Here is a 22878-nt window from a genome sequence, read left to right on the forward strand (position 1 = left end):
TTCGGGTGACGTCCGAGCGTCGACCGTTCGGCGTCCAGCCAGGTGAGAGGGTGTTTCCGTGAGCGCAGTAATGAATTGCATCGAGTGGCATATATGCAAATGGACTTGCATCCAGCGCAGATGGCGTGTTTCATGGCTGGCACGCAGTTACCTGGGTCACATCCGCGTTTCACGGAAGAAGGCATCGTGCCAACCTCGATTTCCAGCTCGGAAAACCTCGAGCACTCCATCAACACTCGTCAGCTGACGATGATCGGCATCGGCGGCGTCATCGGTGCCGGCCTGTTCGTCGGCAGCGGCAAGGCGATCTCCTCCGCAGGCCCGGGCATCGTCCTGGTCTATCTGTTCACCGGGCTCCTCATCATCCTGGTGATGCGGATGCTCGCCGAACTGGCCACCGCGAGCCCCGAGACCGGTTCGTTCTCGACCTATGCCTCCCGCGAACTCGGTTCGTGGGCAGGGCTTTCCGTCGGGTGGCTCTATGCGTATCACTGGTGCGTGACCGTCGCCTTCGAGGCGATCGCCGGCGCCGCGATCGCGAACCAACTGATCCCCGTCGTGCCCACCTGGCTGTACGCACTGATCTTCATGACCGCGTTGACCGGGGTGAATCTGGCGGCGGTCACCTCCTTCGCGCGGTTCGAATTCTGGTTCGCCCTGATCAAGGTGACGGCGATCGTGCTGTTCATCGGTATCGGCGTCGCCGCAATCTTCGGCGTCCTGCCGCACTTCGACTCGCCCGGCACCTCGAACCTGCTCGGGCAGGGTGGGCTGTTCCCGAACGGTCTCACACCTCTGCTGATCGCCACCTTGACGGTGTTCTTCTCCTACTTCGGCACCGAACTGGTCACCATCGCCGCTGGTGAGGCAAAGGACCCTGTCACAGCCGTCCGCAAGAGCACGCGCAGCGTCGCCTGGCGAATCCTGATCTTCTACGTCGGCTCCATCCTCGTCGTCGTCACGCTGCTGCCGTGGGACACCGCCGAGGTCACCAAGAGTCCGTACACCGCCGTGCTGAACCTCCTCGGCCTGCCCGGCGCGCACACCATCATGAACCTGGTCGTCCTCACCGCGGTGCTGTCCTGCCTGAACTCGGGCATCTACTCCTCCTCCCGGATGCTCTTCTCGCTGGCCCGCCGCGGGGAAGGCCCCCGAGTGCTCGCCCGGACCGGCAAGTCCGGAGTTCCCGTGAAAGCGGTGCTCGCAGCCTCCAGTGCCGGATTCGTCGCGGTCATCGCGAACTACTTCCTGCCCACCGGGGCCGTGTTCACCTTCCTGCTCAGCTCGTCCGGCGCCGTCGCCGTGGTGGTCTACCTGTGCATCTGCGGTACCCAGATCGTCGGCCGCCGAAAGAAGACCGCGGAGGAGACGGCTGCGTTGCCGGTCAAGATGTGGGGCTTCCCCTACCTGTCCTATGTGGTTGGCGTCATCCTGCTCGCCATCGTCGCCGGTATGGCGTTCACTCCCGCCACTCGAACGCCCTTGGTGCTGACCATGATCGTCACCGCCCTGGCCGTCGCCGCGGGCCTGATTCACCAGCGACGCACCACCGTGCCGGCCGGAAACGGCAACACCACGCTGACCGAATCTCGCCGGCAGTAGCCCTCGCGCACAAGGAGAGTGGGGTGCATCCGATCGGGTGCACCCCACTCCTCTGGTGGACCGGCTACTGCTGCTTGCCTGTCGCGGCGTCGGTGACGTACACGCTGAAGCTGCTCAAGAGCTTCTCCTCCTCGAGGAGGGTTTCGCGCACCCGGTGTCCGAGAAGCTGTGCGACGCCGCCGGACATGGCCTGAGCCAGCGAGGTGAACGCTGTCATCGACCGCAACACCGAGGCGCTCGACGCGTCGATGTAAAAGGTGTCGTGCGCCGACGCGGCGAGCGGAGAGCTGGCATTGTCGGTGAACGCGATGACGTGTGCACCACTGCGCCTCGCCCACTCGGCGGCCCGAACGGTGTCAACGCTGTAACGGTGGATGGACATCGCCACGAAGCAGTCGCCCTCGCGGACCCGACGCAAATCGTCGGTCAGCGAACCGACGCTGGCGTTGACCGTCTCCACGTCCTCACGCAGCATGCGCAGCAAGTATCCGAGCAAGTACGCCGGGGCGTGGCACTTGCGCAATCCCATGACGTGCACACGCGGAGCCCGGGCGAGGTGTTCGACCGCTGAATCCCAAGTGGAATCCTCGATCCGGGCGAACGTGCGGGCGATGTTGGCCTGGTCGAGGGCGACGGTCTGTTCCAGCAGCCCGGCCCCGTCCGCGGCCATGTGCTCGAGGTTGTCGAAACGGCGCAGCAGCTGCGCCTGCTCCTGGAGACGTTCGCGGCACAGGCGCGTCAGCCCGGGATATCCCTTGAGTCCCAGTCCCGTCGCGAACCGTACGACGGTGGCCTCGTTGACGCCGACCGCGGCCGCTAGTTCCGAGATCGTCATGAACGCCACCGCCTCAGGGTCGGACATCACCCGCTCGGCGAGTTTCTTGTGCGACGGCGACAACGTGCCCTCGCGCTGACGAATCTCGGTGAGCAATTCCTCGAAGGTCGCAGGACCCGCCGTCTTGGACTTCGTGGCCATGCGCGCCCTCTTCTCCTCGGGAACCGGTGGGTGATCACTGTCGTGCTAACGCCATCGTAATGGTTGCGATCTTGCTTCAAGACGTGCTACTGCAATTGCCGTTGCACTCGTCGGGTGTTCATCGCGAAACGGCTCGATCGGGTCTGTCGTGATGCCTTCACCGTCGTTTACTGGCGATTGAGCGCGGGCGGTCCAGGGTAGTCGGCTCAGTAGTCCGCACGGTCAAATCCATCCGTGGGAGTCGACGATGATGACCAGGCTGCAGGTCGCGATCGCGGTGATCGTGGGATATTGGCTGGGCCGGGCCCGCCACACGAAGCTTGTCGCGGCGGGTGCCGGACGCCTTGCAGGCAGTCCGCAGGAGATGGTCGACCACGCCGCGAAGCTGCTGGATGCATCGCCCGAGTTCGCCGCCCTCGACGAATCGATGCGCGGTCAACTCCTCGATGCCGTGAGGGTGGCGGCCGTGACCGCCGGCACCGCTCGGGGTGACGTCGACGTCGATATCGACCGTCTGCTCCCCGGCGGCACAGACGAAGCCGCCGAAGACTTGGTCGAGGATGCCGCGGACCTGGTCGACGATGTCCCCGTCGACGACTCCGTCGAACACGTCATCGACGGCGCCGAAACCGCCGCCGTCGACGTCGACGTGGGTAAGGGCCTGCTCGGCGCCGCGGGCAAGCTGAAGCGCCGGCGGCCTGCGACGAGCAGGAAATCGCCGGCCGCAGACCCGTCCGCCGACGTTGATGACGAGGACGACGACGCCGGCGAAACACCGGCCGACGAAGTACCGGCCGACGAGACTCCCACTGAAGATGACGGCAGCACTGACGCACCTGCGCCGTCCACCGCCGAGGTCCGGGCGTGGGCTCGCGAACACGACTTTCCCGTCTCCGACCGCGGACGACTGCGCGCCGAGGTGTGGGAGGCCTATACCGCCGCCCACCCCGAGCGCTGACTTCAGTGGGGATTACGCAGCCTTCGTGGGTGACCCGCAACCTTCAAGTTGAAGTTACGCTCAACTTCAGAATTGGTCGCCGCTGACCGTTGACTTCCCGGTCTCGGGTTGCTTATTCTTGGCTTCAGTTGAAATTGAAGTCAACTACAACTTCTCTGGTCCGGCTCGGGTTTCACTTGGAGTGCAGTGCTCGCTGTCAGTGAGTGCCGTTGTGGAACAAACGAAGTCGAGCATTTCGAGGGTCTGTGGCCGTGCGGGCCAAAGTCGTGGCACTCGGATCAAACGATGTGGAGGTGGACCATGGACTTGGTCCTGACCGATGAACAGTTGAGTTTCCAGCGGCTCGCGCGCGAGTTCCTGGACAAGGAGGTCGTTCCCTACCGCGCGCAGTGGGACCGCGATGAGTCGGTCGACACGTCGATCATTCCCAAACTGGGGGAGATGGGATTCTTCGGACTCACGATCCCCGAGCAGTACGGCGGTCTCGGAGGTGACTACATCACCTACTGCACCGGGATGGAAGAACTCGGGCGGGCTGATTCTGCAGTGCGGGGAATCGTCTCGGTGTCGATGGGGTTGGTGGGCAAAGTAATTCTGTCCCACGGTACCGAGGCGCAGAAGCAGAAGTGGCTACCAGGCATCGCCACCGGCGAGGTGCTCGCCTGTTTCGGACTGACCGAACCGGACACCGGATCCGACGCGGGAAACCTCCGCACACGAGCTACTCGAGACGGCGACGACTACGTGATCGACGGCGCCAAGATGTTCATTACGAACGGGACGTGGGCGGACCTGTGCCTGGTGTTCGCCCGCACCGGCGGTCCGGGACCCACCGGCGTCTCAGCTTTCCTCGTTCCGACTGATCTTCCTGGATTCGGAAGATGTGAGATCAAGGGAAAGCTCGGTCTCCGTGGTCAGGCCACGGCGGAGCTGGCGTTCGACAACGTCCGAGTACCTCGTGACGCCCTGCTCGGGGGCGAAGGCGAAGGGTTCAAGATCGCCATGCACTCGCTCGACAAGGGCAGGGTCTCCGTCGGCGCCGGCTGCGTCGGAATCATCCAAGGGTGTCTCGAATCGGTCGTGCAGTATTCGAAGGAACGCAAACAGTTCGGACGTCAGCTTGCCTCGTTCCAGATGATCCAGGACATGATCGCGAGCATCTCGGTCGACGCCGACGCCGCGCGTCTGCTCGTCTGGCGGGCAGCCGACCTCATCGAGAAGGGCAAGCCCTTCGGCGTCGAGGCGTCCAAGGCGAAGTTTTTCGCGAGTGAAGCCGCTGTCAGAGCAGCCAACCTCGCGATCCAAGCATTCGGCGGGTACGGCTACGTCGACGAGTATCCGGTCCAGAAGTACATGCGCGACGCTCGCGTCATGACGCTCTACGAAGGCACGAGCCAGATCCAGAAGCTGCTCATCGGGCGCGCCGAGACCGGCGTCAGTGCCTTCCTCTGACGGGTGTCTCGTCGGTTCGCAGAATTCCTGCAATGCCGAATCACGCACTCGCACAATTCGAACGACCCGACATCAACTAGGAGCAGAACGAACATGTCCGTCCGCCGATCTTCGATCGTATGGCTCGTCCTCGGCATAGTGCTGATCATGAGTGGCGTACTGGTCCGATTCGTCGCGTTGCCGGCGCTGTCCAAGCTGCCTGCCGACTTCACTGCGAGCCAGAAGTACGAGGGCAGTATCAGCGCGCTGAACCAACAGGCGTTCGCATCGAATGACCTGGCGAATCTGGTCGGTCCCACAGTCGCGGTGACCGCAGACCGTCGACTGTCCGTGGATGCCGTCGATGGTGACACGGCAATTGTCACCACCGACACCGCGATCAATCTCCCTGACGGTACGCAGCAAAAGGATGCTCACACCTTTGCCGTCAATCGTGTCGATTTCTCACCCGTGCCGCTGACCGAGCAGGAAATGCAGGCAGTGGTACCGGCAGGTGAGCGGGCGACGTTCGAGCCACACGAGGGCGTTGCCTTCAGTTTCACACCGAACCCCCCGGCCGATGGCAATCAGATCTACGACACGGTGACAATGACGGGCCAGAGCGCGACCTTCACCGGTGAGGACACCGTGGCCGGTCGCCAGGTCAAGCGATATGAGGTTGACGCGGCAGGACCGATACAGAGCCCGGCCCTTTTGGCGCAGTTCGAGCAGTTTCCCACCCAACTCCCCAAGGCGCTCGTCCTCGGATTGCTGCAGGCCGGAATCGTTCCGGAATCCTCTATCCCAGCTGTCCAAGAGGGACTGGCCTCGCTGCCGGAACGGATCGCCATCGGTTACGGCAGCACGAATTCGATGAGCGTCGCCGTCGATCAGCAATTCGGAACGCCACTCGACATCGCGCAGACACAGGGGCTGTATGTCACGGTGCCGATCGACGGCCAGGACGTGCCGATACTTCCGCTGTCCGTCGCGACGCTTCATACCGCGCCCGCGGATGTCACCGCGGTTGCCGACGACCTTTCGAAGAATGCGACTCTCCTGTCCGCCATCGGGCTGTGGTTTCCCATTGTCGCGCTCACCGTCGGCGCCGGGTTGATTGCGCTGGCTGCGCTCCGATGGAGAAGGCAAGTGGCGTCGGAGTCCCCGGACCTGGAACTCGAACCGCAGCACTAGCAGTGCTCTTGGTTCGGACAGAAAGGAATTGGATGTGTCTGAGTCTCTGAAATCTCCCCGTCCGCCCGTAGTCGGTGTCGTTCGGGAGTCGAACGACGGTGAGCGTCGGGTGGCGTTGGTGCCGAAGATCGTGGCGTCGTTGATCGCCAAGGGCGTCGACGTGGTGGTCGAGTCGGGTGCCGGGTTGGGCGCGTTGATTCCGGACGAGTTGTACAAATTGGCAGGAGCCGCCATCGCCGACCCGTGGTCGGCGGAGGTGATCGTGAAGGTCGCGCCGCCGTCGGACGAGGAAGTGGGCCGGTTGCGCGCCGGGCAGACGTTGATCGGGTTCCTCGCCCCCCGTAATCAGGACAATCAGGTGGCCGCGCTGAAGGCGGCCGGGGTGCAGGCCTTCGCGGTGGAGGCGATCCCGCGGATCTCCCGCGCCCAGGTGATGGACGCGTTGTCGTCGCAGGCGAACGTGTCCGGCTACAAGTCGGTGCTGTTGGCGGCGTCGGAGTCGACCCGGTTCTTCCCGATGCTGACCACCGCCGCGGGCACGGTCAAGCCGGCGACGGTGCTGGTCCTCGGGGTCGGTGTCGCCGGCCTGCAGGCCCTCGCGACGGCGAAGCGGCTCGGCGGTAGGGCCACCGGCTACGACGTGCGCCCCGAGGTCGCCGACCAGGTCCGCTCGGTCGGTGCGCAGTGGCTCGATCTGGGAATCGACGCCGCCGGTGAGGGCGGCTACGCCCGCGAACTCACCGAGGACGAGCGGGCGCAGCAGCAGCAGGCCCTGGAAAACGCGATCAAGGGGTTCGACGTGGTCATCACCACCGCCCTGGTCCCGGGCCGCCCGGCACCCCGGTTGGTCACGGCCGCCGCGGTCGAGGGCATGAAACCCGGCAGTGTGGTGGTCGACCTGGCCGGCGAGACCGGCGGCAACTGCGAGCTCACCGAACCCGGTCAGACCGTCGTCAAGCACGGGGTGACGATCTGCTCGCCGCTGAACCTGCCCGCGTCCATGCCCGAGCACGCCTCCGAGCTGTACTCGAAGAACATCTCCGCGCTGCTGGAGCTGATGCTCGTCGACGGCGCGCTGGCGCCCGATTTCTCGGACGAGGTCCTCGCCGCGTCCTGCGTCACCCGCGACACCAAGGAATCGTCATGATCACAACACTTTTCAAAACACTCGCGACACCGCTGGCAGTGTTCCTCGACCACGTGATGGTACCGAGGCGAACGTACGAATTCGTCGACCTGTCGGAGGAACTGGCGGGCGAGACGGATGTTCGTCGAGATACGAAGGCGGCCATCTGATGTATGCGGAGTTGTTGGCGAACATCGCGATCCTGGTGTTGTCCGGGTTCGTGGGGTTCGCGGTGATCTCGAAGGTCCCGAACACGTTGCATACCCCGTTGATGTCGGGGACGAACGCGATCCACGGCATCGTGGTGCTCGGCGCCCTGGTGGTGCTCGGCAAGGTCGACAACCCGCCGTGGGGGTTGCAGGTGATCCTGTTCGTGGCGCTGGTGTTCGGAACGATCAACGTGGTCGGTGGTTTCGTGGTGACCGACCGGATGCTGGGCATGTTCAAGTCCAAGCCGGCCGCCCCTGCCGCTGCTGTTGAGAAGGGTGGGGACCGGTAATGGAGTACCTCGTCAACGTGCTCTACATCGTGGCGTTCTCGATGTTCATCTACGGTCTGATGGGTCTGACCGGCCCGAAGACCGCGGTCCGCGGTAATCAGATCGCCGCGGTCGGTATGGGTGTGGCGGTGGTCGCCACCCTGATCTCGATCCGGGACACCTCGAACTGGGTGCTGATCGTCGCCGGTCTGGTGATCGGTGTGGTGCTGGGGGTGCCGCCGGCGTTGCGGACGAAGATGACCGCGATGCCGCAGTTGGTGGCGTTGTTCAACGGTGTCGGCGGCGGCACCGTCGCGCTGATCGCGTATGCGGAGTTCCTGGACTCGGACGGGTTCACCGCGTTCGCGCACGGTGAGTCCCCGACGGTGCACATCGTGATCGCCTCTTTGTTCGCGGCGGTCATCGGGTCGATCTCGTTCTGGGGCAGCGTGATCGCGTTCCTGAAGCTGCAGGAGACGCTGCCGGGCCGGCCGATCGGCATCGGCAAACTGCAGCAACCCCTCAATGCGGTGCTACTGGTCGGGGCGGTCGCGTTGGCGGTGGCGATCGGGGTCAAGGCGATCGACCCGACCGGACCCACCTCCCAGTGGTGGATCGTGGGGGTGCTGGTGTTGGCGGCGGTGCTCGGGTTGATGGTGGTGCTGCCGATCGGCGGCGCCGACATGCCCGTCGTCATCTCGCTGCTGAACGCGCTGACCGGTCTGTCCGCGGCGGCGGCGGGTCTGGCGCTGAATAATCAGGCGATGATCGTGGCCGGCATGATCGTCGGGGCGTCGGGTTCGATCCTGACGAACCTGATGGCGAAGGCGATGAACCGGTCCATCCCGGCGATCGTGGCCGGCGGGTTCGGTGGCGGCGGCGCGGCGGCGGCGGTCGGGGACGGTACCGCGAAGACGGCGAAGGCCACCTCGGCGGCGGACGCGGCGATTCAGATGGCGTACGCGAACCAGGTCATCGTGGTCCCGGGTTACGGGTTGGCGGTGGCGCAGGCCCAGCACGCGGTCAAGGACATGGCCAAGCTGCTCGAGGCGAAGGGTGTGGAGGTCAAGTACGCGATCCACCCGGTCGCGGGCCGGATGCCCGGGCACATGAATGTGCTGTTGGCGGAGGCGGACGTCGAGTACGACGCGATGAAGGAAATGGACGACATCAACGATGAGTTCTCGCGGACCGATGTCACCCTGGTGATCGGGGCGAACGATGTCACCAACCCGGCCGCGCGGAATGATCCGTCGTCGCCGATCCACGGGATGCCGATTTTGAATGTGGATCAGTCGAAGTCGGTGATCGTGCTGAAGCGGTCGATGAATTCCGGGTTCGCGGGCATCGACAACCCGCTGTTCTTCGCGGACACCACCTCGATGCTGTTCGGGGACGCGAAGAAGTCGGTTTCCGAGGTCACCGAGGAACTCAAGGCCCTGTAGGCCCTCCGGGCCCGTGCGTGGTCGGCGAGTGCAGAGACTCGTTAACCACGCACGGGCGGCGGAGCCGCCTACTCTCGTCAACACCCTCAGGAGCTACCGTGTTTCCACTCGAACCCTCAGCACCGGTGAAGGCTGCTGATTGGATGTTCACCCTCGGTGTGGCCGTGACCGGACCGCTTCGCTTCGATCGGATCGGCCTCGGGCAATCGAACCTCACCTATCTGGTTCGCGATCAAGCCGAACGGAAATGGGTGCTGCGCCGACCGCCGCTCGGACAGCTGCTTGCGTCCGCGCACGATGTGGTGCGAGAAGCAAGGATCTTGTCCGCGCTCGAGGCAACCGAGGTCCCGGTTCCGCGAATCCTGGGCGTCACGGCGGATGCAGCTGTCACCGACGTGCCGCTGGTGTTGATGGAGTTCGTCGACGGCCTGGTGGTTGACCGCATGCCCATCGCAGACGAACTGGCACCGCGCCTGCGCCGCGACATCGGACGATCGCTACCGCGAACCTTGGCGAAGATCCATGCGGTGGACCTGAAGTCCGTCGGTTTGCTCGATTTGGCAAGCCAGCACTCGTACGCGCAACGCCAACTCAGGCGGTGGAGTATGCAGTGGGAGAAGTCGAAGACTCGGGAACTGCCTGCGCTCGACAGCCTCACCAGACGCCTGTCCGCAGCAGTTCCCTCGCAACGCGAGTTGACATTGGTGCACGGCGATTTCCATTTGCGCAATGTCATCACCTCATACGAGAACGGCGAGGTGATCGCCGCGCTCGACTGGGAGCTCGCGACACTGGGCGACCCGCTCGCAGACATGGGCACCGTGCTCGCCTATTGGCCGGAGCGGGGAGAGGCGATGGGTAGCGACTTCGCAGCCTCCACACTCGACGGATTCCCGTGCCGCGACGAGCTCGCCCAGATTTACCTGACCGAGACGGGCAGAGATCCGGCGGCACTGAAATTCTGGCATGCCCTGGGATTGTGGAAGATCGCCGTCATCGCAGAGGGAGTGCGCAAACGCGCGATCGACGAGCCCCAGAACAGGGCTACCGCGGGAACTCCCACGGCGGCACGGGTCAGCGCTCTCGTCGACAAGGCCCACGAGATCGCCGATGACGCCGGCATGTGAGACGTAGGCGAAGCGGGCAAAGAATCGACCATGATGAAGAAAGTGAACTAGCACCATGAGGGAAGCAGTCATCGTCTCCACGGCACGCACGCCGATCGGCAAGGCGTACCGCGGGGCATTCAACGACACCCAAGCGCAGGAACTCGCCGCTCACGCCTTGTCGCACGCTGTCCAGCGCGCGGGAATCGACGGCGGCGAAGTCGAGGACGTGATCCTCGGTTGCGCGCTCCAGGAAGGCACTGCGGGTGGCAACATCGCCCGCCAGGCCGTGATTCGCGCCGGGCTACCGGACTCGGTACCGGGGATGACGATAGACCGGAGGTGCTCATCGGGACTGATGGCGATCGCTACCGCCGCAAAACAAATCATCACCGATGGCATGCAGGTGACGGTCGGCGGTGGGGTGGAATCGATCTCGCTGGTTCAGAACGACCACATGAACCGGCACCGCGCGGCGGATCCGTGGCTCACCGAGCACAAGCCCGACTTCTACATGCCGATGTTGCAGACGGCGGAGATCGTCGCGGAGCGGTACGGCGTCAGCAGAGACCGTCAGGATGAGTACGCATTGACGTCCCAACGGCGCACTGCCGCAGCACAGGACGGCGGGCGATTCGACGAGGAGATCGTCGCGATGCCGAGCGTCAAGACCCTCACCGACAAAGCCACCGGCGCCGTGCGCTCCGAGGAGGTGAACCTCACGCACGACGAAGGAAACAGAGTGTCAACCACTCTCGACGGGTTGTCCGGCCTGCGCACGGTATTGCCCGACGGGCAGGTGACGAAGCAATCGACCGTCACCGCGGGTAACTCGTCGCAGCTCTCCGATGGCGCGTCGGCGTCGGTGCTCATGGAAGCGGGAGAGGCGGAGCGGCGTGGCCTGACACCGCTCGGGCTTTACCGGGGTATCGCGGTGGCCGGCTGCGGGCCCGACGAGATGGGTATCGGCCCGGTGTTCGCGATCCCGAAACTCCTCGGGAACCACAATCTCACCGTCGACGACATCGGCCTGTGGGAGCTGAACGAGGCGTTCGCATCCCAGGCCGTGCATTGCCGCGACGAACTCGGAATCGACCCCGACCGCTTCAACGTCGACGGCGGCGGAATCTCGGTCGGACACCCGTACGGCATGACAGGGGCGCGCCTTGTCGGCCATGCTCTCATCGAGGGCAAACGTCGCGGAGTGCGGTATGTCGTGGTCACGATGTGCGTCGCCGCAGGGATGGGCGTAGCCGGACTGTTCGAGGTTCTGTGATGCGGGGCCTGTTCGACGTCGCCGGCAAGAACGTGCTGGTCACGGGTGGTTCCCGTGGCATCGGTCTGATGATCGCCCGGGGATTCGTCGAGGCCGGGGCAACCGTGATCATCTCCTCTCGCAAGGCCGATGTCTGTAAGGAGGCGGAGACGGAGCTGTCCCGGTTCGGGACGTGCATCGCCCACGCCGCCGACCTCGCCACCGACGAAGGAATCGACAGTCTTGCCGACGGGACGGCACAGATCGCACCATCACTCGACGTGCTCGTCAACAATGCGGGAGCCACATGGGGGGCACCGATCGGCGAGTTCCCCGGTGGCGGATTCGACAAGGTCATGGGCGTCAACGTGAAGGCGGTCTTCCTGCTCACCCAGAAACTGCTGCCCCAGCTCCGAGTCGCCGCGAGCGCCGAAGACCCCGCGCGGGTGATCAATATCGGTTCGATCGACGGACTCCGCGTATCGAGTGCCGACAATTTCTCCTATGCCGCGAGCAAGGCCGCGGTCCACATGCTGACCAGGCAGACGGCCGCAGCCCTCGCGGCCGAGCACATCACCGTCAATGCCATTGCCCCGGGACTCTTTCCGACGAAGATGATGGCGCACGCGTTGGACGACGACGCGGCACGCCGGCGGATGACGGACAAAGTGCCGCTACACCGGACGGGCACACCGGAAGATATCGCGGGCACGGCGCTCTTCCTGTCGTCGCGGGCGGGTGCATACCTGACCGGCGCGGTGATCCCTGTCGACGGTGGCGTCAGCGTAGCGAAATGAACGCTTCCATCACACCAGCTCAGAAAGAAGCCACCATGCCAACCCAGTACAGCGTCGCGGGCAACGTCGCGACGATTCGCCTCGACAATTCTCCCGTCAACGGACTGGGGCACTCCACCCGCGTCGGGATCCTGGCAGACCTGCGCCGCGCTCTCGAGTCACCCGAGGTGGACGCCGTCGTCCTCACTGGAAGGGGAGAATTCTTCTCCGCCGGCGCCGACATCACCGAATTCGGAACACCGAATGCCGCCGCGGAACCGTCCTTGCAGACCGTGATCGACGCATTCGACGCCGCCGACAAGCCGGTGATCGCCGCGATCGACGGCATCTGTTTCGGAGGCGGCCTCGAACTGGCACTCGGTGCGCACTTCCGTGTGGCCACCGCCGACAGCCGGATAGCGCTACCTGAGGTGACGCTCGGACTGGTGCCCGGTGCGGGCGGCACGCAGCGTCTACCGCGGGTCGTCGATCTCGAGACCGCGATCGACATGATCGTCCACGGAAATCCGCAGACGGTCCGTCGTCTTGCCGACCTGCCCGGGCAACGCCTGCTCGACCTCGTCGTCGACGATGATGCGGTCGGCGCGGCATCGCAGTTTGCTCGGCAGGTCACGGGGGTGCAGCACTTGCCGCGTATCCGCGATCTCGCTGCCCCGGACAATGGCGCCGTGACGGAGGCGGCGCGTAAACAGCTTCATCAGCGGAGCCGCGGTTCGCTCGCTCCGCTCGCCGCCCTGGACCTCCTCGAGAAGGCCACCACCCTGCCCTTCGCGGAGGGGCTGGACACCGAACGCCGCACCTTCGCCGCTCTGGTCGCCGGGGAGCAATCGGCGGCGCTCCGACACGCCTTCTTCGCCGAACGAGCAGCACGCACGATCCCCGGTCTGCCCCGGGGGATCCGCTCCCGCGTAGTCGAGACGGTGGGGGTGATCGGAGCGGGGACGATGGGCGGCGGCATCGCCATGAACTTCCTCGACGCCGGGATCCCCGTCACGCTCGTCGAATCGAAGTCCGAATCACTCGACCGGGGAATCCAGGTCATCCGGCGGAACTACCAACTGCAGGTCGACAAGGGAAAACTTGACGCCGCCGCGCTGCAACAACGGATGGACCTGTTGACGCCCACGCTCGACTACGTGGATATAGCCGACTGCGATCTCGTCATCGAGGCAGTGTTCGAGGACATGGACGTAAAGAGAGACGTCTTCGCCGCCGTCGACGCGACCGCGAAGCCAGGTGCGATCCTCGCCTCGAACACGTCGACCCTCGATATCGACGCGATCGCGGCGATCACGTCACGGCCGGGCGACGTCGTCGGCATGCATTTCTTCAGCCCCGCAAACGTGATGACGTTGCTGGAAGTCGTCCGTGGCAAAGAGACCACCGACGACGTGTTGGTCGCCGCGATGGAGACCGGACGCCGGGTGGGCAAGATCGGTGTGGTCTCCGGGGTGTGCGACGGGTTCATCGGGAACCGGATGCTCGCCAGATACCAGGCCGCCGCCAAAGTGGTGCTCAACGCCGGTGCGACGCCCGCGCAGATCGATGACGCGATCGAGAACTTCGGCCTCGCGATGGGGCCGTTCCGGATGGCCGATCTTGCAGGCAACGACATCGGTTGGGCGATCCGCAAGCGTCGCTACGCCGAGCAACCGGAATCTCCCCGTGACGCGATCAGCGACGCTCTCTGCGAGCTGGGTCGATTCGGGCAGAAGACCGGAGGTGGATGGTACGACTACGAGGCCGGAAGCCGGGTCGCGCTGCCCAGCCCGACGGTCGATTCGCTGCTGGCATCCTTCCGCGCATCGCGGGATACTGCGCTCCAGACCTTCGAGCCGGACGAGATCGTGCAACGACTGATCTTCGCCCTGGTGGACGAGGGCGCGAGGATTCTCGAGGAGGGGATCGCCTCGCGCGCGTCCGACATCGACGTGGTGTACATGTCCGGATACGGGTTCCCGCGCCACCGCGGTGGGCCGATGTTCTACGCAGACACCGTCGGACTGGACACCGTACTGACAGCGCTTCGCCGCGTCGCCCCTCCGGGCTGGGAACCGGCATCGCTGTTGGTGCGATTGGCACGTGAGGGCGGGACCTTCAGCCGCTGAGTTGTTCGAGGCCGGGGCAGGGCGGGAGAATCCTACCGCCGACGCTCACCGCAGTTCCCGCGCGATCGCTCGGGCCGCGCGGCGAGCCTGCTTCGCCGCGAACCCGATCTGCGACGGCCTGGGCACGAACCCGATGAAACGCAACCTCTCGGCGGCCGGCTTTTCACCGGTCGTGTGCGGCCAACCTCGCTCGTCCAGTACGCCGAGGTGCCCGACCAGCTTTTCGAGTTCTTGGCGGAACCCCGTCGCGCAGACCATCGCCTCCGGGTCGATTCGCATCCCGTCCACCAGCCACACGCTGTCCGCGTCGAGTGACTCGACTCCGCGAACGACCTCGATGGACCTGTCTCGGATCGCGGCGATGAGCTCCTTGTCGACGATCGCCGGTGCCACGCCGAGGCGGGCGCTGCGGGCGAAGATCCCCTCGTCGGGGATCGGTAATCCGAACTCGCGCAGGTCGCCGATGCTCCTCTCCCGGCCGAACCGAGCGATTGCGTCCGCGATAGGGACCGGGGCATGGTAGAGCGGCGTTGCGATGAAGTCTCCCGGTATGCCACCAGGTCCCTGGCGGAGCATGATGTTCGGCGGCGTGCGAGCCGAAAGCCAGACCTTTGCCGTGCCTCCGGTGGCGAGGTCGTAGGCAATTTCCATGCCCGAGCAGCCCGCTCCCACCACGAGGACCCGTTTCCCGTTGTACGGCGAGGGATTCCGGTACTGCGAGGAATGAACCAGTGCACCCCGCCAATCCCCGCGTCCGGGCCAGTCCGGGACGAAGGGCGCATGATCGAAGCCGGTCGCGACCACCACCTCGGCAGCGTCGACCGAACCGGCAGCGGTGGTCAACCGCCAGTGCCCGTTCGTTCGGTCGAGCCGTTCCACCGGGCAGCCCAGGCGCAGCTCTATCCCGTCCGCGCGTGCGTGCCGCTCGAGATGTTCGATCACCTGTTCCCGCGTGGGAAAGGTCGGTGTGCCCTGCTTGTAGGGGCGGTTCGGCAGGTGGGAGAATTGCCTGCCGGTGTTCAGTCGCAGCCGGTCATAACGAGAGTGCCACGACGAACCGACGTGGTCGGCTCGGTCGATCAGCAACGGGTTGATGCCACGGTCGGCGAGGGCCACCGCCGCCGCGACCCCGGAGGTGCCGGCACCGACGATTGCGACTTGATGCTCGCTCATCGTGTGCTCCTTGGGTGTTGTCTTGTTTCATGCGGTTTCGGCGACAATGACGCTCATCGTGCCGGTGAGCGAGCGATGGTCGCGGTAACGCCAGCCAGTGTCCTGCAGCCAGGCGATGCCTTCGTCGACGCTGTAGACGTCGCCGTGTTCGAGGTGGACCGCGAATTCGCCCGCCATCAGGGCGGCCGCGACCGGCTGGGTGTGGGTGGGGTCGGTCCAGAAGTCGGCAATCAGCAGCGTGGCGCCGGGTGCGGCGACGTCGCGAATGCGGTGTAGCAGAGCACGATTCTGCTCCGGTGACCAGTAATGCGCCAGGTTCGCGACCAGGAAGGCGTCGTATCCGGCGGGCAGCGGGTCGGCCCCTGCGTCGCCGGCGCATACGTCGATTCGCCCCTCCAGCCCGACCGACGCGATGCGGTCCTGCGCGGTCTGGGCAACCGCCGGCAGCTCGAACACGGTCGCGCTCAGTTGCGGGCAGTGGCGCGCCACCGCGATGCACCAGGAGCCGGTGCCGCCGCCGATGTCGAGGAGTCGACGATTGCCGGACAGATCGACCGTGTCCGGCAGGGCGAGCGAGGGGCCGGCCGAAAACGCCTCGATACCGATCGAGGCGATGGGTTGCAGGGCGGCGTCGAGGTCGAAGATCTGGTGTTTCGGCCCGCGGGCTAGTGCGTCGGCCAGGCCTTCCCACGCCGGGAAGCTGATCTTGTCCCAGAACCGCAGCAGCGGACGCAGGTCGGCGGGCGATCCGCCGGCGAGGAACGCGGCCGCCGTCTCGGTATTGACATACTGTTCGCCTCGGCGTTCGAGCATACCCAGCGCGACCATGGCGTCGGCGCTGATCCGGGCGGCTCGGGCAGTAAGCCCGGTGCGGGCGGCCAGGCCATGCAGGTCGGTGGGGCCCTCGCCCAACGCCTCGAACAAACCGAGTTCGCTGGCGGCGAAGAGGTGTTTGGCGGCCATGAACCCGGACGCCAGCTGCATGATCGGCTCCGGGTTAGGCAGGTCGGTTTCGGCGGAGGTATGGGCTGTCATCGTCATGAAACCAGCGTCGTTGTTGTCGGTTCTGCGTCATATCCCTGAATCCTGGGGAATTCACCCAGATTTCTGGGGTAGGCAGCCCTAACCTGCTGCGATACACTTCGGACATGGCGCAGAGCTTGCTGCCACGCGTCCGCGATCAAATCTCGCGTGCCGTCGCCGACCAGCTGGACTGGGTGGGGTACAGCGCGCGAATGAGCGAGGCCCTGCGCACGGTGATCCCACATGACCGCTGCTGCTGGCACACCGTCGACCCGGGCACCATCCTGTTCACCGGCAGCGTGAACCGGAACGTTGGGTGTTCCGGATCCTGGTTGGCGCACTACGAATACGAGGTCGAGGACGTCGACAAGTGGGCGTTTCTTGCGCACAGTGGCCGCCTGGCGGGTGCACTGAGTCTGGATACCCACGGAGATTTGTCCCGCAGTGCACGGCACCGTTCGCACGAGGCGTACGGAATCGGCGACGAGCTGCGGGTCTCCCTGGTGTCGGACGGGGTCTATTGGGGTGCAGCGGCATTCCTGCGCGATGCGGGCGCGCCGTGGTACACCGCCGAGCACGTCCGCGCAATCGCCGCGCTGGCGCCCGCGCTCGCTACCGGTCTGCGGCGTTCGATGCTCCACGAGGTCGAGGTCGCCGTGACGACCGTGGACTACGGCCCCGGCGTGGTGGTCTTCGACGCCGCGGGCGACCCGGAATCGGTCTCACCCGCCGCGGAACGCTGGATCGACGAAATTGTCGAGGTCCCGGCGCCGTCGACGCCGTTCGAATCGAAGGTCGTGCAGGCCATCGCGGCCCGGGCGCGGGCGATCGAACCGGGCACCGATCCGCTGGAACTTGCCGCGCGCTCGCGGGTACGCACGCGATCCGGCGCCTGGCTGTTGCTGTACGGGACCAGGCTTTCCGGCGTCGAAGACGGACGCACCGCCGTCATCATCCAACCCGCGACGCCGCATGAGATCGCGCCCGTCATTGCCATGGCCTACGGACTGTCCCAACGCGAATGCCATCTCACTGCGCTGTGCGTCCAAGGGCGATCGACAAGGGAGATGGCGCACGCAATGTCGTTATCCGTCTATACAATTCAAGACCACATGAAGTCGATCTTCGACAAAACCGGGGTGCGCAGCCGCGGGGAACTGGTGGGGCAGATATTCCTCGAGCACTACGCGCCACGCTGGGAGCTTGCGGCATCCCCGCCATCCGGATGGTGGGCGAAGGGCATCAACTGAATTCGCCGAACTCTCAGCTGTCCGTATCCGCTTCACGGCCAATGGCGCGCCAACCAAGAAGGTTCACCGCCCGAACCATCTCTCCTTCCACGATGCTGGCGTTCACCGCCAGTTTGCCGTCGACCAGGAAGGTGCCCCTTGCACATTCTGTCGCCGCCGCAGCGAACGGAGGTGGCCCCGATTCCCTCCGTTCGTCCTCACCGTGGGGCATGGTGAGTTCCCCTCGGAGCGATAGCGTCAGGGTGTAATCCTCAACGCATTGGCCCAGATCCGCGTTATAGTTTCGACGAGCTTGTCGAAGTTCACGCGCTTGCGCCCGGTGGCAGCGGCGAAATATCGGTACGCGGTGCGGCTGACCATTGCGGACAACGCCCGCGCCGTCAATTCGGGATCGAGATCCGGGTCGGCAACCCCGCGCTTCTGCAGTTCGGCGATATTGCGGGCATTCCGGCTGATGAATGCGTCTGCGCGGCGCTGCCGCAGGTCGCCGAAAACTGGGTCGACGAGCGCCACTTCCTCGAGGAGGCCCATCAACTTACCGTTACGTTTGTACGACGCCAGGTAGGCACGGTTGCTGGCCTCGAGCACCTCGTAGGCGGAGGCCGCGTCGACGACCTCGCTGCCGGCGCCCGGATGCAGCATTTCTTCCTGGACCGTCTCCAGGAGTGCAGCGAAGATCTCTTCTTTGGTCTTGAAATAGGTGTAGAAGGTCCCGGCCGAACACTCGGCTTCTTCCGTGATGTCCGACAACCGGGTGTTGACGTAGCCCGATCGTTCGAACACCTTGCGCGCGGCGGCGATCAGGGCGGCGCGGCGACGAGCGCCGCGGTCGGTGGGAGGCAGCTCCCGGAGGAGGCCCTGCGGGGTTATCGACGGTCCCGGCGACTTCTTCGGCTTCGGAGCGGCTGTCACGCCCTTCAACCTACCCTGAACTTATGGTCAACTTCAATTATCGACGATGAGTGGCTCGGCGGCCATTGACTTCTCGAAGGGCCGACAATTACCGTGGGCGAAAAGTCGAACTTGATGTCGACTGTAACTCTTGATCCGCCGGCCACTCCGTCATGGTCGGCGAGTGTCGATCCGACAAGTCCCCGTCGCCGGGGCCCAGGGAGTCCCAGTGAGTGTTGTCGAAGTGGTACGGGTCCAGGTCGCGGAAGGTCATCTGAGCACCTTCCTCGCGGACGTCGAGGCAGGCCTACTCGGTCTGCTGTCGGACGGTGTCCCCACGAGCGCCGAGGTGCTGCAGGGGGTCGAGAGTCCGGATGCCTGCCTGATAGTCATCACCTGGGACAGCGTTGAATCGCACGAAAGCTACCGAAGGACTCCAGAATTCAAGGCATTCTATGTCGCGATGGGCGCGCACCTGGCGGGTAGCGGCGGAGCGGAGCACTACGAGCGCCGTGTGTCGCTGACGACCTGATCGTGTTACCTGTTCCGGGGTTCTTACCGTCGCCGATTGGTGCTAACGTGATTCTCGAGGTTCACCTCGAGATCGCCGAGGCGGGTGGCAGTCGACACCGACGCCGGCATCGCACGAGATAGGGGTGGTTGGCGCGATGGGATCGGAGTCAGCGCCCCGGACGAATTTCGACCCGGAGTTGACGACCTTCGTCGGTCGCCGGGAGGAACTGTCGCACACACGTCAGTTGCTCGCCGAGAACCGTTTGGTGACCCTGACCGGTCTCGGGGGAGTGGGAAAGACGCGGCTGGCTCTGCGGACGGCCACGCAAGTGCAGCGGTCCTTCCGTGACGGCGTTCGTATAGTCGAGCTCGCGGCGCTGCGGGAACCACGGCTCCTGGCGCAGACCGTCGTCGACTCGCTCAGATTGACCGAAGTGTCGGCGCGGGACTCGGTCGAAGCCATCGAGGACTATCTTCGATCGCGGCATGTGTTGCTCGTCCTCGACAATTGCGAGCAACTGCTGGCCGAGACCGCTCGTCTCGGCGTGAGGCTGCTGCAGAGTGCTCCTCACCTGCGCATCATCGCCACCAGCCGTCAAGCGCTGGGGGTCCCCGGCGAGAGGGTGCTGTCGGTGTCGCCGTTACCGGTTCCCGCCCCGGACGAACCTGTGGCCGCCGGGTCCGATCAGCGCTACGCCGCGCTGGTCCTGTTCGCCGATCGGGCAGCGACCGCGGTTCCTGGTTTCGAGGTGTCGCCGACCAACCTTCCCGAGGTGGCCCGTATCTGTCAGCAGCTCGAGGGTATCCCGCTGGCGATCGAATTGGCAGCAGTGCGGCTCAAGGTGCTGTCGGTATCCGATCTGGCCGATCGGCTCGATCGCCGGTTGCAGCTTCTGACCGAAGGCTCACGCATCACACCGGCTCGGCATCAGACGCTGCGGGCGACGATCGATTGGAGTTTCGATCTGTGCAGCCCGTCGGAGCAACTCCTGTGGACTCGGGTCGCGGTGTTCGCCGGGAGTTTCGATCTGGCTGCGGCGACGGCCGTATGCAGCGGCGACGGGCTCGATCAGAATTCGATTCTGAACGGACTTTCCGGATTGATCGACCAGTCGATCATCGCGCGGGAGGATCGTGACGGTCACGTTCGGTTCCGGTTGCTGGAGACTCTCCGCGAGTACGGCCAGGACAAGCTGCGCGACAGCCACGCGGTGCCGACGTTACGCGATCGGCACCTGAGCTGGTTTGCGGCGCTGATGGATTCCGCCGTGGAGGATTGGTTCGGCCCGACCGAGGAGGATGTGTTCGCGCGCCTACGCCAGGAGCAGCCGAACTTGCGCGCAGCATTCGAGTACTGCCTCACGGAATCGGGGAAGCTGTCCTCGGGTCTGCGCATCGCCGGGCCGGCATGGTTTCTCTGGGCGTTCTCCCTCGCCGAAGGCAGGCACTGGCTCGATCGGCTGCTCGCTGTCGAATCCGGACCCAGCCAGGAGCACGCATGGGCGCTCGCAACGAGAGGATTCGTCACTGCCCTGCAGGGGGACCATGCGGTTGCGGCGGTCTCGCTCGAGGACTGCCTCGTCGAGGCCACCGACCTCGGCGACGAGTTGACCGTGGCGTACGGCCGTCATATCCGTGGCATGCCGGCATACCTCGCGGGTGATGGGGAATTCGGCGTACAGGCGATGACCGAGGCCCTGGCTCGGTACACGGGGCTGGGCGCTCCTGCCGGCCTGGTCTCCAACCTGCGGATCGGGCTGGGACTGGCATACATCTTCCTGGAGCAACCCGAGGTCGCCCTCGAGCATTTCGAGAGCAGTCGAACGCTGTCCGAGAGCCATGGCGAGCGCTGGATGCTGTCCTACGCGATTTACGGCCGGGCCTTCGTCGATTTCGCGCAAGGGCACCTCGAACCGGCCGAACGCGGTGTGCGCGACGCATTGCGCTTGTACCAAGTCTTTCCGGACTCGCTCGGCCGAGCCATGGCGCTCGACCTCTACGCCTGGGTGTGTGCGGATAACCATGAGCCCGAGCGAGCCGCCTTCTTCCTCGGATGCGCTCAACGTCTGTGGTCGAGCCTCGGACAGCAGTTGTTCGGCTCCAGGTCATGGCAGGTGCATCGGGAGCGTTGTGAAGAGTCTGCGCGGCGGGATGCAGGTAACCGGTTGTTCGACAGTTCTTTCGAGCGCGGTGCGGGACTGCCTCCGGAGGAGGTGCTGGCATACGCGCTCGAAGGGCGGTCGGTCCCGGCGCCGGTGGCACCGTCGTCGCAGCGCGACATACTGACACCGCGCGAAACGGAGGTGGCCGGCTTGGTGAGCGAGGGCCTGTCCAATCGCGAGATCGCCGAGCGGCTCGTGATCTCGCCGCGCACGGTCGCAACGCACGTCGAAAATGTCCTCGTCAAACTGGGCTTCACCTCGCGGACCAGTATCGCTGCGTGGATCACGGCGCGAAAAGCGTGATCCGCCTTGGGTTCACTCGAGCCTGAATCGTGCGATCGGGTCGAGATCGTCATGCGAGCCGAGCATGCTGCCGCGCTCTTCACCGGCCTTCCCGGTGGGCGTGACGATCGCGTCGAGTCGGTTTCGATGGCTGCTCCGTGCACGGTCGGATTCAGCTTTCACCGCTAGCGTCACCCGTGGTCACGGCTGTGCAGTCTCGACCTGGTTGCAACGTGTTGGGCGCCACGTCGTCCCGAGTAGTACGACCGCGCCGAGTGCACCTCCACCGGCGGCGATAGCTGCACCGACGCCTCCGTCCAGTCCAGCGTCGAGTCCCGCCGCATGATCGATCGATGGGCTGCCCGGCCCGAGTATCGCGAGGGCAATGGACACGATGCCGATCATCAGCACGTACTCGTAGCCGTCCTTGAAGACGAAGAAGCCGTTATGGCGGTGGGCCGTGACGGCGGCGACCGTCATTGTGCCGACCACGAACGCTGCGGCCAACGGAGTGAGAAGTCCCACCGCGAGCGCGACGCCCGCGGCCAGTTCCCCGGCACCCGAGAGCACGGCGTGCAACTTCGCTGGGCGCATTCCGAGGGCATCGAACCAGCGTGCGGTCCCCGCGAGCCCCCCGCCGCCCCATAGGTGGTTGTAGCCGTGCGCGATCATCGTGCCGCCGACGACAACGCGAATCATCATTACTGCGACGTCGTAATTGCTCATTCGAGTTCACCTCTTCAAGTCGAAATTCTTCGCGCCTCGCGACACCGAGTGGATTGCCGAGGCTGGACGCAGTCTGAGCGATCAAGCCAACTGAACCTGTCGTCAACTTCGATTATTCAGGCAAAACGGGGGATGGCGAGGCCGAAGAAGTGCGTATCTCGCGCCTCTAGTCATTCCTCTACGTACTTTGCGGGATGCGGCGACGGGGCCCGGAGGCCGATAGTGGCATAGGTCACGTCAGCCGGAGAGCTTCGAACGTCCCGGCGATAACCGGCCACAGCGTCAGGGCGAGAGTTGTTCCGCCCGAACCGCACACCGAGACCTGTACGCGCCCTGCCGCGGAATGCAATCGGCGCACGGCTCGACCGAAAACTACCGAGGA

At 65.0% G+C, this 22878-nt stretch carries 20 protein-coding genes; 15 read left to right on the forward strand and 5 right to left on the reverse strand.

All coding sequences use genetic code 11. The features are described 5' to 3' along the window. The first annotated feature begins 186 nt into the window (after positions 1–186). On the forward strand, positions 187–1602 hold the full coding sequence (locus JWS13_RS43225) for an amino acid permease (protein ID WP_241032532.1): 1416 nt from the start codon (positions 187–189) through the stop codon (positions 1600–1602). A gap of 64 nt (positions 1603–1666) precedes the next feature. On the opposite strand, the gene JWS13_RS43230 is transcribed toward JWS13_RS43225, so the two are convergent. Then, a complete protein-coding gene (locus tag JWS13_RS43230) occupies positions 1667–2578 on the reverse strand; it encodes a MurR/RpiR family transcriptional regulator (protein ID WP_206011210.1) in 912 nt (303 codons plus the stop codon). A 247-nt stretch (positions 2579–2825) separates the two neighbouring features. Here JWS13_RS43230 and JWS13_RS45790 point away from each other — a divergent pair, with 247 nt between their 5' ends. The 11 genes from JWS13_RS45790 (at position 2826) to JWS13_RS43285 (ending at position 14476) form a co-directional block, all read left to right on the forward strand. Next, complete coding sequence (locus JWS13_RS45790) at positions 2826–3536, forward strand: Lsr2 family DNA-binding protein (RefSeq protein WP_241032533.1); 711 nt, start codon at positions 2826–2828, stop codon at positions 3534–3536. 300 nt (positions 3537–3836) lie between these two features. After that, positions 3837–4988 carry an acyl-CoA dehydrogenase family protein gene (locus tag JWS13_RS43240; RefSeq protein ID WP_206011211.1) on the forward strand — a complete coding sequence of 384 codons (1152 nt, stop codon included), beginning with the start codon at positions 3837–3839 and terminating at the stop codon, positions 4986–4988. Between the two features lie 93 nt (positions 4989–5081). Further along, positions 5082–6161 (forward strand): porin PorA family protein, encoded by a 1080-nt coding sequence (locus JWS13_RS43245; protein ID WP_206011212.1) that lies wholly within the window; start codon positions 5082–5084, stop codon positions 6159–6161. 34 nt (positions 6162–6195) lie between these two features. After that, positions 6196–7308: a Re/Si-specific NAD(P)(+) transhydrogenase subunit alpha gene (locus tag JWS13_RS43250; protein WP_420855038.1), complete on the forward strand. Its 1113-nt coding sequence runs from the start codon at positions 6196–6198 to the stop codon at positions 7306–7308. Then, complete coding sequence (locus tag JWS13_RS43255; protein WP_206011975.1) at positions 7305–7457, forward strand: hypothetical protein; 153 nt, start codon at positions 7305–7307, stop codon at positions 7455–7457. The genes JWS13_RS43250 and JWS13_RS43255 overlap by 4 nt, the downstream gene beginning before the upstream one ends. Beyond that, positions 7457–7786 carry an NAD(P) transhydrogenase subunit alpha part 2 gene (locus tag JWS13_RS43260; protein ID WP_206011214.1) on the forward strand — a complete coding sequence of 110 codons (330 nt, stop codon included), beginning with the start codon at positions 7457–7459 and terminating at the stop codon, positions 7784–7786. The genes JWS13_RS43255 and JWS13_RS43260 overlap by 1 nt, the downstream gene beginning before the upstream one ends. Further along, the gene (locus tag JWS13_RS43265) at positions 7786–9210 is read left to right on the forward strand and encodes an NAD(P)(+) transhydrogenase (Re/Si-specific) subunit beta (RefSeq protein ID WP_206011215.1); all 1425 of its coding nucleotides are present in this window, start codon (positions 7786–7788) and stop codon (positions 9208–9210) included. The genes JWS13_RS43260 and JWS13_RS43265 overlap by 1 nt, the downstream gene beginning before the upstream one ends. Before the next feature lie 143 nt (positions 9211–9353). Then, positions 9354–10337, forward strand: coding sequence for a phosphotransferase family protein (locus JWS13_RS43270; RefSeq protein WP_206011939.1), 984 nt, complete (start codon positions 9354–9356; stop codon positions 10335–10337). Positions 10338–10392: 55 nt separating this feature from the next. Further along, positions 10393–11592, forward strand: a complete 1200-nt coding sequence (locus JWS13_RS43275) for an acetyl-CoA C-acyltransferase (protein ID WP_206011216.1) — start codon at positions 10393–10395, stop codon at positions 11590–11592. Continuing rightward, the gene (locus JWS13_RS43280) at positions 11592–12368 is read left to right on the forward strand and encodes an SDR family oxidoreductase (protein ID WP_206011217.1); all 777 of its coding nucleotides are present in this window, start codon (positions 11592–11594) and stop codon (positions 12366–12368) included. Before JWS13_RS43275 ends, JWS13_RS43280 begins: the two co-directional genes overlap by 1 nt. 35 nt (positions 12369–12403) lie before the next feature. Beyond that, the gene (locus JWS13_RS43285; protein WP_206011218.1) at positions 12404–14476 is read left to right on the forward strand and encodes a 3-hydroxyacyl-CoA dehydrogenase NAD-binding domain-containing protein; all 2073 of its coding nucleotides are present in this window, start codon (positions 12404–12406) and stop codon (positions 14474–14476) included. A gap of 45 nt (positions 14477–14521) precedes the next feature. Here JWS13_RS43285 and JWS13_RS43290 read toward each other — a convergent pair whose 3' ends face one another. Together JWS13_RS43290 and JWS13_RS43295 are read right to left on the reverse strand one after the other, a co-directional pair. Then, on the reverse strand, positions 14522–15649 hold the full coding sequence (locus JWS13_RS43290) for a flavin-containing monooxygenase (RefSeq protein WP_206011219.1): 1128 nt from the start codon (positions 15647–15649) through the stop codon (positions 14522–14524). A 27-nt stretch (positions 15650–15676) separates the two neighbouring features. After that, positions 15677–16690 (reverse strand): methyltransferase, encoded by a 1014-nt coding sequence (locus JWS13_RS43295; RefSeq protein WP_206011220.1) that lies wholly within the window; start codon positions 16688–16690, stop codon positions 15677–15679. 107 nt (positions 16691–16797) lie between these two features. Here JWS13_RS43295 and JWS13_RS43300 point away from each other — a divergent pair, with 107 nt between their 5' ends. After that, positions 16798–17922 (forward strand): helix-turn-helix transcriptional regulator, encoded by a 1125-nt coding sequence (locus JWS13_RS43300; RefSeq protein WP_206011221.1) that lies wholly within the window; start codon positions 16798–16800, stop codon positions 17920–17922. A 237-nt stretch (positions 17923–18159) separates the two neighbouring features. On the opposite strand, the gene JWS13_RS43305 is transcribed toward JWS13_RS43300, so the two are convergent. After that, a complete protein-coding gene (locus JWS13_RS43305) occupies positions 18160–18834 on the reverse strand; it encodes a TetR/AcrR family transcriptional regulator (RefSeq protein ID WP_241032535.1) in 675 nt (224 codons plus the stop codon). A 208-nt stretch (positions 18835–19042) separates the two neighbouring features. On the opposite strand from JWS13_RS43305, the gene JWS13_RS43310 reads away from it, so the two are divergent. Then, positions 19043–19345: an antibiotic biosynthesis monooxygenase family protein gene (locus JWS13_RS43310; protein ID WP_206011222.1), complete on the forward strand. Its 303-nt coding sequence runs from the start codon at positions 19043–19045 to the stop codon at positions 19343–19345. Between the two features lie 178 nt (positions 19346–19523). Continuing rightward, positions 19524–21791: an ATP-binding protein gene (locus JWS13_RS43315; RefSeq protein WP_206011223.1), complete on the forward strand. Its 2268-nt coding sequence runs from the start codon at positions 19524–19526 to the stop codon at positions 21789–21791. Positions 21792–21971: 180 nt separating this feature from the next. Here the strand turns inward: JWS13_RS43315 and JWS13_RS43320 are convergent, their stop codons facing one another. After that, complete coding sequence (locus tag JWS13_RS43320; RefSeq protein WP_206011224.1) at positions 21972–22496, reverse strand: DoxX family protein; 525 nt, start codon at positions 22494–22496, stop codon at positions 21972–21974. Positions 22497–22878: the final 382 nt, after the last annotated feature.

This window comes from Rhodococcus pseudokoreensis, assembly GCF_017068395.1.
Classification (GTDB): Bacteria; Actinomycetota; Actinomycetes; order Mycobacteriales; family Mycobacteriaceae; genus Rhodococcus_F; species Rhodococcus_F pseudokoreensis.